Annotated in this window: 10 protein-coding genes; 1 reads left to right on the top strand and 9 read right to left on the bottom strand. The window is 73.3% G+C overall.

Translation table 11 applies throughout. The annotated features are described in order from the left end of the window. Positions 1-120: 120 nt before the first annotated feature. Positions 121-780 (top strand): vitamin K epoxide reductase family protein, encoded by a 660-nt coding sequence (locus tag ACUW6W_RS01690; RefSeq protein ID WP_041104903.1) that lies wholly within the window; start codon positions 121-123, stop codon positions 778-780. An 86-nt stretch (positions 781-866) separates the two neighbouring features. Here ACUW6W_RS01690 and ndk read toward each other — a convergent pair whose 3' ends face one another. The 9 genes from ndk to ACUW6W_RS01645 all read right to left on the bottom strand — a co-directional run bounded on the left by ndk (position 867) and on the right by ACUW6W_RS01645 (position 12,157). After that, the gene (gene ndk, locus ACUW6W_RS01685; protein WP_044659083.1) at positions 867-1,289 is read right to left on the bottom strand and encodes a nucleoside-diphosphate kinase; all 423 of its coding nucleotides are present in this window, start codon (positions 1,287-1,289) and stop codon (positions 867-869) included. 75 nt (positions 1,290-1,364) lie between these two features. Next, on the bottom strand, positions 1,365-1,865 hold the full coding sequence (locus tag ACUW6W_RS01680; RefSeq protein ID WP_044659084.1) for a DUF4233 domain-containing protein: 501 nt from the start codon (positions 1,863-1,865) through the stop codon (positions 1,365-1,367). Then, positions 1,862-3,415: a bifunctional folylpolyglutamate synthase/dihydrofolate synthase gene (locus ACUW6W_RS01675; RefSeq protein WP_060973659.1), complete on the bottom strand. Its 1,554-nt coding sequence runs from the start codon at positions 3,413-3,415 to the stop codon at positions 1,862-1,864. Before ACUW6W_RS01675 ends, ACUW6W_RS01680 begins: the two co-directional genes overlap by 4 nt. Further along, a complete protein-coding gene (gene ileS, locus ACUW6W_RS01670; RefSeq protein WP_454179680.1) occupies positions 3,415-6,831 on the bottom strand; it encodes an isoleucine--tRNA ligase in 3,417 nt (1,138 codons plus the stop codon). The genes ACUW6W_RS01675 and ileS overlap by 1 nt, the downstream gene beginning before the upstream one ends. A 278-nt stretch (positions 6,832-7,109) precedes the next feature. Beyond that, positions 7,110-7,745, bottom strand: coding sequence for a TIGR03085 family metal-binding protein (locus ACUW6W_RS01665; RefSeq protein ID WP_101965499.1), 636 nt, complete (start codon positions 7,743-7,745; stop codon positions 7,110-7,112). 81 nt (positions 7,746-7,826) lie between these two features. Then, the gene (locus ACUW6W_RS01660) at positions 7,827-9,257 is read right to left on the bottom strand and encodes an FAD-dependent oxidoreductase (protein ID WP_454179678.1); all 1,431 of its coding nucleotides are present in this window, start codon (positions 9,255-9,257) and stop codon (positions 7,827-7,829) included. After that, entirely contained in the window at positions 9,254-10,522 is a 1,269-nt protein-coding gene (cobA, locus tag ACUW6W_RS01655; protein WP_113914188.1) for a uroporphyrinogen-III C-methyltransferase, read from the bottom strand. The genes ACUW6W_RS01660 and cobA overlap by 4 nt, the downstream gene beginning before the upstream one ends. After that, on the bottom strand, positions 10,519-11,442 hold the full coding sequence (locus ACUW6W_RS01650) for an ABC transporter permease (RefSeq protein WP_041104780.1): 924 nt from the start codon (positions 11,440-11,442) through the stop codon (positions 10,519-10,521). Before ACUW6W_RS01650 ends, cobA begins: the two co-directional genes overlap by 4 nt. Further along, entirely contained in the window at positions 11,432-12,157 is a 726-nt protein-coding gene (locus ACUW6W_RS01645) for an ABC transporter ATP-binding protein (protein WP_036316899.1), read from the bottom strand. The genes ACUW6W_RS01650 and ACUW6W_RS01645 overlap by 11 nt, the downstream gene beginning before the upstream one ends. Positions 12,158-12,177 lie beyond the last annotated feature (20 nt).

The following is a 12,177-nucleotide window of genomic DNA, read 5'->3' as shown; positions in this document are numbered from 1 at the left end:
GGGGCGCCTCGGCGGCGGCCCGACGTCGGGCGCGCAGCGGGCTGCCCCGCGGTGTGGCCACGGGACGGCCAGGGCCGATTGTCTCACATCCGCCCCGGGCACGCGCCTAGAATCGTGTCCATGCCTGCGACCCCGCTGACGGACGACATCCGCCTCTCCCCCGCCGACGACATCCCCGCCGAGGAGGCCCGGCTCACCTGGTACGCCCGGCCCGCGGGCACGGCGGCGCTGCTCCTGATCACCTCGCTCGTGGCGCTGACGGCCACCATCATCATCATCGTCGAGCGCGCCCTCCTCACCGCGGACCCGACGCACCGCACGTCCTGCGACCTCAACCCGTGGGTGTCCTGCGGCCAGGTGATGCAGTCGTGGCAGGCCCACACCTTCGGCTTCCCGAACACGTACATCGGCGTGGTCGCGTTCTCCGTGCTCATCACCGTGGGGATGTCCCTGCTCGCCGGCGCCCGCTTCGCCCGCTGGTACTGGCTGCTGATGAACGCGGGGATCCTGGCGGGCTTCGCGTTCTGCGTGTGGCTCTGGTACTCGGCCGTCTACAGCATCGGCACGCTCTGCCTCTACTGCATGATCGTGTGGGCCATGGTCATCGCCCAGCTCGTGCTCGTGACGTCCCGGAACCTGCAGACCGGCACGCTGCCGGCCCCGGCCGGTCTCGTCCGCCTCGCCCGGGAGCTGGCCTGGCCCGTGATCGTGCTCCTCTACGTCCTGGTGTTCGCCTCGATCCTGCTGGAACTGGGCCTCGGGGTCGTCGGGATCGACTGAGCCCGCGCTCCCCCACCGGGCACGACGACGGCGGCCGGTCACCCCACCAGGGTGACCGGCCGCCGTCGTGCGGGCCCGGAACGGGCTCAGCCGAACCAGATCGCGAGCTCGCGCTCGGCCGAAAGGGTCGAGTCCGAACCGTGGACGAGGTTCTTCTGGACGGCCTCGCCCCAGTCCCGGCCCAGGTCGCCGCGGATGGTGCCCGGGGCGGCCACGGTGGGGTCGGTCTTGCCGGCCAGCGAGCGGAACCCCTCGATCACCGAATCGCCCGTGACGCGCGCGGCCACCACGGGGCCGGAGGCCATGAACGCGACCAGCGGCTCGAAGAACGGCTTGCCCTGGTGCTCCTCGTAGTGGCGCTCCAGCATGGCACGGGTGGGCGTGAGCATCTTCAGATCGGCGATCACGTAGCCCTTGCGCTCGATGCGCGCGAGGATCTCGCCGACCAGGTTGCGGGCCACCCCGTCCGGCTTGATGAGGACGAGGGTCTCTTCGGTCTGGTGCGTCATGGGGTGTGCTCCTAGCGTCGTCGGACGGCCGCGAGCGCGGTCCGGTTCCCGCCCCACCCTAGTGGGGCCCGGGTCTCAGCGTCCGTGCTCGGCCTCCCAGGCGGCCTCGAGGCGGTCGCGCTGGGCGTTCTCGACGTCCATGGCCCCGCCCTTGATCACGGCGTACGCCCACGTCAGCGCGAAGAGGGCCCCCACCACGAACATCGAGTACTCCCAGAAGCCGGAGGCCAGCAGGACGGCCTGGATCGCCCAGCCGATCGCGATGCCGACGGGCCTGCGCACCAGGGCGCAGGTCAACACCGCGACGACGGCCAGCGCGGAGTAGCCCGCCACGAACCACCAGGCGCCCGGCTCGTCCCGGTGCATGCCGAACAGCATGAGCCCGAGGAAGAAGATGAGCACCGCCTCGAGCATGAGGATCGTGGAGGTGAACAGGGCGCGCACGGAGCGGCGGCGCCGACGAGTGCCGGGGCGCCACTGCCGCTGGGCTCGCGTCTCACGCGCGGGGCGCCAGGACTCGTCGCCGAAGCGCCCCTGCTCCGTGGCGCCTCCGGTCTCCGGCTGGTCGGGGGTCATCGGTCCTCCTCCGGCCGGCGGCGGGCGCCGGCGTCGTCGCGGTCCTCGAGCAGCTCGAGGATCTCCGGATCCAGATCGTCCTCGTCGGCGTCCGCCAGCCCGACGGCGTCGAGCAGGTCGGCGGGGTCGAGGCCGCGGGCGGCCACGGTGACGGGGCCGGCGTGGCGGGGCTCGCCCACGAGGGTGCGGACCTCCGCGGCCAGGGTGATCGAGCCGAGCACGAGCACGCCGCCGCCGGTGCCGGAGGCCAGTTCATCCGCACTCGTCTCCAGGGCCTCCGCGCGGCCGACCGCCCACTCCAGGGCGTCCGGCACGGACTCGGTGGCGTACACGTCATCCTCGGGCCAGCCGGCGTCGACGGCCATGCGGGCCAGCTCCCCGGCCGGGATGGCGCGGGCCGAGGAGGACTGCGTCACCGCGAGGTCCTCCACGTCGTCGCCGAACGCCCGGTAGAGCGCCGCGAGCATGCCCGGCGCGTCCTTCTCCTGGAGGATCCCGACGACCAGCGAGAGGCGGGTGAAGCCGAACGCCTCCTGCACCGCGCGGGCCGTGGCCCGCACGCCGTCCGGGTTGTGGGCGGCGTCCACGATGAGCGTGGGGGCGGTGCGCAGCACCTCGAGCCGGCCGGGCGAGGTGACCTGGGACAGCCCCTCGCGCAGCAGCTCCTCGTCCAGCGGTCGCTCGCCGCCGCCCAGGAACATCTCCAGGGCCGCCACGGCCACCGCGAGGTTCTGCGCCTGGTGCTCCCCGAGCAGCGGCAGGAACAGGTCCCGGTACTCGGCCGCGAGGCCACGCACGGACACCTGCTGGCCGCCCACGGCCAGGGAGCGCTCGAGCACGCCGAACTCGACGCCCTCGAAGCGGAACGGCACGTCGGCCGCTCGGGCCGCCTCGAGCAGCACCTGGGCGGCGTCGCGCTCCTGGGCGGCGGAGACGAGGGCGCCGCCGGGCTTGATGATGCCGGCCTTCTCCTCGGCGATCTCGGCCTCGGTCTCCCCCAGCAGGTCCGTGTGGTCCAGGGAGATGGGGGTGACCACGGAGACGACGGCGTCCGCGACGTTGGTCGCGTCCGTCACGCCCCCGAGGCCCACCTCGAGGACGACGACCTCGACGGGTTCGTCCGCGAACACCGCGAAGCCCAGCGTGGTGACCGCCTCGAAGTACGTCAGCGGGACCTCGCCCGCGGCTTCGAGCTCCGCGTCCACGGTCTGCACGATCGGGAGGATCTCCCCCCACACGCGCACGAAGGTCTCGTCGGCCACCGGGGCGCCGTCGATGCTGATCCGCTCCGTGACGCGCTGCAGATGCGGCGAGGTGTAGCGCCCGGTCCGCAGCCCGTAGGCGCGCAGGACAGCCTCGACCATCCGCGCCGTGGACGTCTTGCCGTTGGTGCCGGTCAGGTGGATCACCGGGGCCGCGTGCTGCGGGTCGCCGAGCAGCGCGAGCACGCGCCGCATCGGCTCGAGCCGCGGCTGCATCTTGTTCTCCGGGGCGCGGGCGAGCAGGTCCCGGTAGACCTCCTCGACCGTGCCCGGGGCGTCCGCGCGCATCACGCGTCCGCCTTCGCGACGGTGACGGCCACGGTCTTCATGGCGTCGTCGGCCGGGTCCTTGCGCGGGTCGGCCGCGCCGGAGTCCACGAGCTCCAGGTCCACCGTGAGGGTCTCCTCCGCGACGAGACCGCGGTGGGCCTCGAGCGCCGCCACGACGGTGGTGGGGCCCTCGATCCGCGTGCGCACGCGGTCGGAGACGTCCAGGCCGGCGGCCTTGCGGGCCGCCTGGACGGCGCGGACCACGTCCCGGGCGGTGCCCTCGGCGGCCAGCTCCGCGGAGACCTCGGTGTCCAGCACGAGGAAGCCGGCGGTGCCGGGCAGCACGCCCACCGCGGTCCCCTCGGGGGCACCGGTGGAGACGGTGCGCAGCTCGTAGAGCGCGGGGGCCAGGGTCACGGTCTCGCCGTCGGCGAGCGTGACCGCCAGGCCCTCGGCCGTCTCCTCGTACGCGCCGGCGTCGACCGCCTGCTTCACGAGCGGCACCTGCCGGCCGAACGCCTTGCCGAGCTCGCGGAAGTTCAGCTTCAGCTCCGTGCCGATGCCGTAGCGGGCGATCGCCTCCTCCGAGAGCTCGGTGAGCTCGACGTCCTTGAGGTTCAGCTCGTCCGCCACGATGCGGGCGTAGGTGCCCTCGAGGCCCGCCGCGTCCGGGACGACGACGGACAGGCGGGGCAGCGGCAGGCGCACCCGGCGCCCGGCCCCCTTGCGCAGGGCCGAGCCGGCCGAGCTGATGCGGCGCACCGCGTCCATCCGGGCCACGAGGGAGTCCGCCTCGGGCCCGTGCGGGAACAGGTCGGCGTCCGGGTAGTCGGTCAGGTGGACCGAGCGGCCGCCCGTGAGACCGCGCCAGATCTCCTCGGCGATCAGCGGCATCAGCGGTGCGGCGGCCCGGGCGAAGGCCTCCAGGACGGTGTAGAGGACGTCGAAGGCGACGGTGTCCTCGTCGAAGAACCGCTCACGGGACCGGCGGATGTACCAGTTGGTCAGGGTGTCCATGAAGCCGCGCAGCGCGTCCGTGGCGTCCGAGACCTCGTAGGCGTCCAGGCTGGTCTTGACCTCCCGCAGCATGCGGCCCGTGGCGGCCAGGATGTACTGGTCCAGGGGGTCCTCTGCGGTGTGCCGCTCCTGCGCGCGGTACCCCTCGGGGCGGGCGCCGCCGTCGTGCGCGGTGTTCGCGTACAGGGTGAAGAAGTGGTAGGCGTTCCACGCCGGCAGCAGCACCTGGCGGACGCCCTCGCGGATGCCCTCCTCCGTGACGATCAGGTTGCCGCCGCGCAGGATGGGGCTGGCCATGAGGAACCAGCGCATGGCGTCCGCGCCGTCGCGGTCCAGGACCTCCGTGACGTCCGGGTAGTTGCGCAGCGACTTGGACATCTTCTGTCCGTCCGAGCCGAGCACGATGCCGTGCGAGATCACGTTGGAGAACGCCGGCCGGTCGAACAGGGCGGTCGCCAGGATGTGCATGGTGTAGAACCAGCCGCGCGTCTGGCCGATGTACTCCACGATGAAGTCCGCCGGGTTGTGCGTGGGGAACCAGTCCGCGCGCTCGAACGGGTAGTGCACCTGGGCGTACGGCATGGAGCCGGAGTCGAACCAGACGTCCAGCACGTCCTCGACCCGGCGCATGACCGCACCCGCCGCGGCGGCCTCGGGGTCCGGGTGGGGGCGGGTGAGGTCGTCCACCCACGGGCGGTGCAGGTCCACCTCGCCCTGGGCGTTGCGCGGCAGGCGGCCGAAGGCCTCCTCGATCTCCGCGAGCGAGCCGTAGACCTCCTGGCGGGGGAAGTCGGGGTGGTCGGACTCCCACACCGGGATGGGCGAGCCCCAGTACCGGTTGCGGGAGATGGACCAGTCGCGCGCGTTGGCGACCCACGTGCCGAACTGCCCGTGCTTCACGTTGCCGGGGATCCAGGTGATCTCCTCGTTCAGCTCGAGCATGCGCTCCTTGATCTGGGTGACCTTGACGTACCAGGACGTCACCGCGCGGTAGATCAGCGGCGTGCGGCAGCGCCAGCAGTGCGGGTAGGAGTGCTCGTAGGAGGCCTCCCGCGCGAGCCGGCCCAGCGAGCGCAGGGCGCGGATGATCGTGCGGTTGGCCTCGAAGACCTGGACGCCGGCGATCTCGCGCAGGTCGCCGCGCCCGACGTCCTCGCGGGCGAACAGCGGCAGGAACCGGGCACCGGAGTCCACGGAGAGCAGCACGGGGATGCCGTTGGCCTCGCACACGCGCTGATCGTCCTCACCGTAGGCCGGCGCCTGGTGGACCACGCCGGTGCCGTCCTCGGTGGAGACGTAGTCGTCCACGAGGATGCGGTGGGCGCCCTCGACGCCGAGGTCACGGCCGTTGACGGTGAAGGTCTCCCCGCGGTGGGCGTCGAACACGTCCGTGAACAGCGGCGCGTAGGCCAGGCCGCCGAGGCGGGCGCCGGGGATCGTCTCGGTGACCGCGGCGCGGGCGGCGTCGGCGTCGGCGTAGCCGAGCTCCTTGGCGTGGGCGCCCACGAGGTCCACGGCCAGGAGGAAGCGGTCCCCGTCCGCGGTCGCGCCCTCGGGGCCGGCCGGCACCACGGCGTACTGGATCTGGGGGCCGACGGCGAGGGCCGCGTTGGTCGGCAGCGTCCAGGGCGTGGTGGTCCAGGCCAGGACGTGGACGCCGGCCAGGTGCGCGGCGAGCGCCGCGTCGGCGCCGCCGTCGGGCACGAGGGCGGGGTCCGCCGGGAGGCCGGTGATCGGGAACGTGACGGTGACCGAGGGGTCCTGGCGCATCTTGTAGACGTCGTCGTCCATGCGCAGCTCGTGGTTGGACAGCGGGGTCTCGTCGTTCCAGCAGTAGGGCAGGACGCGGAAGCCGCGGTAGGTCAGGCCCTTGCGGTGCAGCTCGGAGAAGGCCCAGATCACGGACTCCATGAAGTCCGGGGTGAGGGTCTTGTAGTCGTTCTCGAAGTCGACCCAGCGGGCCTGGCGGGTCACGTAGTCCTGCCACTGGTCCGTGTACTTCAGGACCGAGGAGCGGCAGGCCTCGTTGAACTTGTCGATGCCCATGGCCTCGATCTCGGACTTGTCCGTCATGCCCAGCTGCTTCATCGCCTCGAGCTCGGCGGGCAGGCCGTGGGTGTCCCAGCCGAAGCGGCGCTCCACGCGGCGGCCCTGCTGCGTCTGGTAGCGGGCCACGAGGTCCTTGACGTACCCGGTGAGCAGGTGGCCGTAGTGCGGCAGGCCGTTGGCGAAGGGCGGGCCGTCGTAGAAGACGAACTCGTTCTGCGAGCCGTCCTCGTTGAAGGCGGGACGCTGGTCGATCGAGGCCTGGAAGGTGCCGTCCTCGTCCCAGTACGCCAGGATGCGGCGCTCGATCTCCGGGAAGCGCGGGGAGGCGGGGGTGCGGCCGTCAGGGGCGGAGGAGGCGAGGGGGTACACGGGGGTCCTTTGCGTCCGGGGCGTCGGTTCCGTGCAAGGACGCCCGAGGGCCCGACCCTCCGGCCGGCCGCGGACGCGGTACCACCTTGCTTGCCGGCGTCGGGAGGTCCCCGGGGTGCCGGCCGCTTGATGACTGCTGTGACGGGCTTACCCGTCCGGTTCTACTGGGGCCGTGCGGCCCGTTCTTCCGGAGGCTCGCCGGTGATGGCCGGGTCGACGCCTGTGCCCGCCAGTGTAGTGGACGCTGCGCCGGCCCGGGGCCGCGGGGCCGGAGCGCGTCAGAGGGCGGTGCGCACGGCCGCCGACGCGTCGCCGTCGATCTCCACGTGCACGGCGTCCCGGCCCGAGGCCCAGAGGAGGAGCTCCCCGACCTCGCCGGTCACCGTGACGGGCGCCCGCAGCGCCACGGCCCCACGGGTGACGGTGACCGGGGCGCGACCCGGGCCCTGGAGGACCACCGGCGCCGTGGACGTGCGCAGGAACAGCGGGGCCATGCGACGCAGCGAGCGGTAGAGGGCGTCCTCCTCGTCCGGGGAGAACGGGCGCGGGGCGGGCAGCGAGCCGCCGGTCGCGGACTCGCCGCGCCGGACGTCCTCGAGGTGGATGAAGTGCTCGGCCGCGTTCACGTGCCTGTCCGCCGCCCGCATGGGGTTCAGCGCCGACGGGCCCGCGGCCCACTCCCGCACGACCTCGGCGTAGTCGCGGCGCTTGGTGTCCGCGGTCAGGCGGTCGAGGTGGCGGGACAGCGGCGGGATGAACAGGGCGGCGAAGGCGTCGGGCCGGCTCTCCCGCAGCCAGAGGTGGGCGGCGAGGTCGCGGGTGCTCCAGCCGCCGCACAGGGTGGGCGCGTGGGGGCCCTTCTCGAGCAGGAGGTCAGCGAGACGGGCGCGTTCGGCTGCGGCGAAGGTGGTCATGGGCACCACGGTAGGGAGCGGGCCGCGGCGCGGGCGAGGGGTGGGCCGCGCCGCGGCCGCGAATCCGCCCGACGGGAGGACTCAGCCTCCGGCGCCGAGGAGGACGCTCTCCCGGGAGATGCGGGTCATCTCCTCCCGGTCCACGACCTTCACCCGCTCCCGCGCCACCGGACCGGCCTCCGTGGCCCGCGCACCCAGGGACTTCTCATGGTCATCCAGAGCATGCCAACCGGCCCACGTGGTGTACGGGACCTCACGGGACTCGAGCAGCTCGATCACCGACTCCTCGGAGGGCTCCTGGGCCGTCCACAGCCCCGGCTCGTCCTCGATCAGATGCTTGATCGTCTCCAGGGAGTCACCCTTGGTGTGCCCGATCAACCCCACGGGGCCGCGCTTGATCCAGCCGGAGGCATACAGGCCGGGGACGGGGGCGCCGTCCGCGTCGAGCACGCGGCCCTGCGCGTTCGGGATCACACCGCGCACCTCATCGAACTCCACCCCCTCCACGGGCGAACCGAAATACCCCACCGCCCGGTACACCGCCTGCACCGGGTAGTCCACGGTCTCCCCCGTCGGACGGACCCCACCGGAACCGTCCAACTCCATCCGGCGCATCCGCAGGCCGTCCACCCGGCCGTCGCCGTCCTCGTCCAGGAACTCCTCCGGGGCCTGGAGGAAATGCAGGTGCAGCCGACGCGAGGCGCTCTGCTGACGGTCCTCCTGCTCCATGAGCCAGTTCGTCAACGTGCCCACCATGGTGCGGACCTGATTGTTCTCCTCGATCGCCTTCTCCGAGGCCTCATCGAAGTCGAAGTCCTCCTCGTACAACACGATGTCCACATCCCGGGAATGCGCCAGCTCCCGCAGCTCCAACGGGGTGAACTTCACCTGCGCCGGCCCACGCCGGCCGAACACGTGCACATCCGTGACCGGGGAAGCGGCCAGATCCCGGTACACGTTGTCCGGGATCTCGGTGGGCAACAGGTCCTCGGCATGCTTGGACAGGATCCGGGCCACATCCAGGGCCACGTTCCCGTTGCCGATCACCGCCACCTGCGTGGCCTCCAACGGCCAATGCCGCGGCACATCCGGGTGCCCGTCATACCAGGACGCGAAGTCCGCGCCACCGAACGAGCCGGCCAACTCCACCCCCGGCACGTCCAGGGCAGCGTCCCGCACCGCACCGGTGGAGAACACGATCGCGTCGTAATGCCGACGCAGATCCGCCAGGCTCAGGTCCGTGCCGTAGTCCACATTCCCCAGGAAACGGATGTCCCCGCGGTCCATGACCTTGTGCAGCGCGGTGACGATGCCCTTGATGCGCGGATGGTCCGGGGCCACCCCGTAGCGGATCAGGCCGAACGGGGCCGGGTACCGGTCGAACAGGTCGATGCTGACACGGAAGTCCCGTTCCTCCTTGGTCAGGATGTCCGCCGTGTACACCCCGGCGGGTCCGGCACCGATGATGGCGATGCGCAACGGGCGGTCAGGCCTCGAGGGGGTCAGGGTCATGCTCGTGCTCCTTCGGAGGTCGGGTTCAGGGTCAAGATCGGGGCAGGGACACCGGCTGCAGGCGCGCCGGTGGCGTAGGGGCTCAGGCGCACGACGTCGCCCACGACGATCACGGCGGGGTTCTCCACACCGACGGCGGCCGCCTGCGCGGCGATGGTCTCCACCGTGCCCACGGTGACCCGCTGGTCCGGCATCCAGCCGCGCTCGATGATCGCCACGGGCGTCGCGCCGTCGAGGCCGCGCTCCGTCAGTCGGCGCGCGGTGTCCGCGAGCCGGCGCACGCCCATCAGCAGGACGAGCGTGTGGTCGGCCCGGGTGGGCACTTCGGCCAGCTCTTCGTGGCCGGTCACCAGCGTGAAGCCGGTGGCGACGCCGCGATGGGTGACCGGGATCCCCGCGGCGGCGGGCACCGAGACGGCGCTCGTGACACCGGGGACCACCTCGACGTCGACGCCATGGGCGCGGCAGTGCGCTGCCTCCTCGCCGCCGCGGCCGAGCACGTACGGGTCGCCGCCCTTGAGCCGGACGACGAGGCGGCCGGCCCGGGCCTCCCGGACCAGGACGGCGTTGATCTCGTCCTGCGTGGCCAGGTGGTTCCCGGGGGCCTTGCCGACCTCGATCACGGGCACCGCCGGGTCCAGCTCGGCCAGGAGGGCGCGCGGGCCCAGCCGGTCGGCGACCACCACGTCGGCCTCCGCGAGCAGCTGTCGGCCGCGCACGGTGATGAGCCCGGAGTCGCCGGGGCCGCCGCCGACGAGGGCCACGCGGCCGGGCTCGGCGGACGCGCGCCGCCGGCGCAGCGGCAGCCGCCCCGTCGACAGGGCGAGGGTGATCGCATCCTTCAGGGCGCGGGCGCGGCGAGGGTCTCCCCCGGCGTTGACGGCCACGGTCACGTCCCCGGCCCGGACGACGGCGGGCGTCCAGGCGGCGGAGGACTCGGCATCGGAGGCGTCGACGCACCAGACGCGGCGGGCCTCGGCGTCGGAGGCCACGGCCCCGTCCACGGCCCGGTCGCCGGTGGCGGTCTGGGCGAACCAGACCCCGTCGAGGTCGGACGGGCGGTAGGGGCGGCGGTGCAGGGTGATCAGGCCGGCCGCCGCGAGCCGCTCCACCTCCTCCCCCGGCTCCGGGGCCACCACGGTGACGAGCGCGCCGGCGTCGAGGAGGGCGCCCATGCGGCGGCCGGCCACGCGCCCGCCGCCCACCATCAGGACGGGCCGGCCGAGCAGACGCAGGGAGGTGGGGTACAGATCGGACGCGGTCATCGCGTGCTCCCTTCCAGCAGCCCCCGGCGGCGCAGCATGCGCCGCTCGACGGGGCCGAATACGGCCAGTTCGACGAGGACGCCGACGGCCAGGATGGTCAGGACGGCGCAGAGGACGACGGCGAGGTCGGACGCGGCACGTCCCTCGTGGAGCAGGGTCCCGAGTCCCACGCCCATGGGCCCGCCGACGGCGATGATCTCGGCGGCCATGAGGCCTCGCCACGCGAAGGCCCAGCCCTGGCGCAGGCCGGAGACGAAGGCGGGCAGGGCGGCCGGGAGGACCACCAGCAGGGCGGTCTCGAGACGCGAGGCGCCCAGCACCCGGGCCGCGCGACGCAGCTGCGGCGGCACCTGGTCCGTGCCGGTGGTGAGGCCGGCGACCACGGCGGGGACGGCGCCGGTGAGCATCACGAAGTACGCGGTGGCGTCGCTGAGGCCGAACCACAGCACCGCGAGCGGCACCCAGGCCACGTTCGGCAGCACCATCAGGGCCGTGAGCAGCGGGCCGAACGCCCGCCGCAGGACGCTGACCTGTCCGAGCACCAGGCCCAGCCCGACGCCGACGACCACGGCGAGTGCGAAGCCGACGACGGCGCGGCCCACCGACGTCGCCACTGCCTGCTGGACGAGGCCCTGGGCCCACAGCGTCCCGAAGGCCCCGACGACGTCGCCGGGACCGGTGATCGGCTCACCGCGCGCACCGGCCAGCCACGCGAAGGCCTGCCAGATCGCCACGAGCAGGACGACGGCGGCCACCGGGAGCAGGACCCGGCTCCAGTCCCACCCGGCCAGACCCGTCCGACGGGTCGAGTCGACGGCCTGGAGCGCGTCGAGGCCGCTGTCGAGCTCGCGCAGCTCGTCGTCGGTGGCGGCCCCCGGCGCGCGGCCGGGGGCGTCGAGGGTGGGGGTGTCAGTGCGCATGGCGACGGATCTCCTGACCGAGTCGGGCGGTGATGGCGGCCGTGAGGGCGGCCGCGGCGGGCGCGTCGTGGCGGGCGGCCGCGGGCACGTCCCATTCGGCGACGACGCGACCCGGACGTGAGGACAGCAGCAGCACCCGCTGGCCGAGGCGGACGGCCTCGGCCACGTTGTGGGTGACGAACACGACCGTCCGACCGGTCTGCCGCCACACGCGCTCGAGCTCCCCATGCAGCAGGTCGCGGGTGATCGCGTCCAAGGCCGCGAACGGCTCGTCCATGAGCAGCAGGGGGCGGTCCTGGGCGAGGGCCCGGGCCAGGGCGACGCGCTGGCGCATGCCGCCGGAGAGCTGGTGGGGTCGCAGGTCGGCGGCGTCGTCGAGGTGGACGAGGCGCAGCAGCTCCCCGGCACGCTCCCGACGCTCCCCCGCGGCCACACCGGCGAAGCGGAGGGCGAGCTCGATGTTGCCGCGGGCGGTGAGCCACGGGAAGAGGGCGGCGTCCTGGAACATGAACGCGGCCCCCTCCCGGGGGGTCTTGACGACGCCCGCGGTGGGCGCCTCGAGCCGGGCGACGAGGTTCAGCAGGGTGGACTTGCCGCACCCGGACGCACCGAGCAGGCAGACGAACTCGCCCGGCTCGATCCGCACGGAGACGTCCTCCAGCACGGGCGTGGGCCCGCCGAAGCTCTTGCCCACGTCCTCCATCACCACCGTCATGACCGCTCCCGTCGCGCCGT

This window comes from Micrococcus sp. 093350064-1 (assembly GCF_053627955.1).
This window is presented reverse-complemented; position numbering and strand designations above follow the sequence as displayed.

Excerpts from the sequence above, each read along its gene's own strand:
- ACUW6W_RS01645 (WP_036316899.1), bottom strand. The coding sequence starts at position 12,157 with ATGACGGTGGTGATGGAGGACGTGGGCAAGAGCTTCGGCGGGCCCACG.
- ACUW6W_RS01690 (WP_041104903.1), top strand. The coding sequence starts at position 121 with ATGCCTGCGACCCCGCTGACGGACGACATCCGCCTCTCCCCCGCCGAC.
- ACUW6W_RS01650 (WP_041104780.1), bottom strand. The coding sequence starts at position 11,442 with ATGCGCACTGACACCCCCACCCTCGACGCCCCCGGCCGCGCGCCGGGG.
- ACUW6W_RS01665 (WP_101965499.1), bottom strand. The coding sequence starts at position 7,745 with ATGACCACCTTCGCCGCAGCCGAACGCGCCCGTCTCGCTGACCTCCTG.
- cobA (WP_113914188.1), bottom strand. The coding sequence starts at position 10,522 with ATGACCGCGTCCGATCTGTACCCCACCTCCCTGCGTCTGCTCGGCCGG.
- ACUW6W_RS01660 (WP_454179678.1), bottom strand. The coding sequence starts at position 9,257 with ATGACCCTGACCCCCTCGAGGCCTGACCGCCCGTTGCGCATCGCCATC.
- ndk (WP_044659083.1), bottom strand. The coding sequence starts at position 1,289 with ATGACGCACCAGACCGAAGAGACCCTCGTCCTCATCAAGCCGGACGGG.
- ACUW6W_RS01675 (WP_060973659.1), bottom strand. The coding sequence starts at position 3,415 with ATGCGCGCGGACGCCCCGGGCACGGTCGAGGAGGTCTACCGGGACCTG.
- ACUW6W_RS01680 (WP_044659084.1), bottom strand. The coding sequence starts at position 1,865 with ATGACCCCCGACCAGCCGGAGACCGGAGGCGCCACGGAGCAGGGGCGC.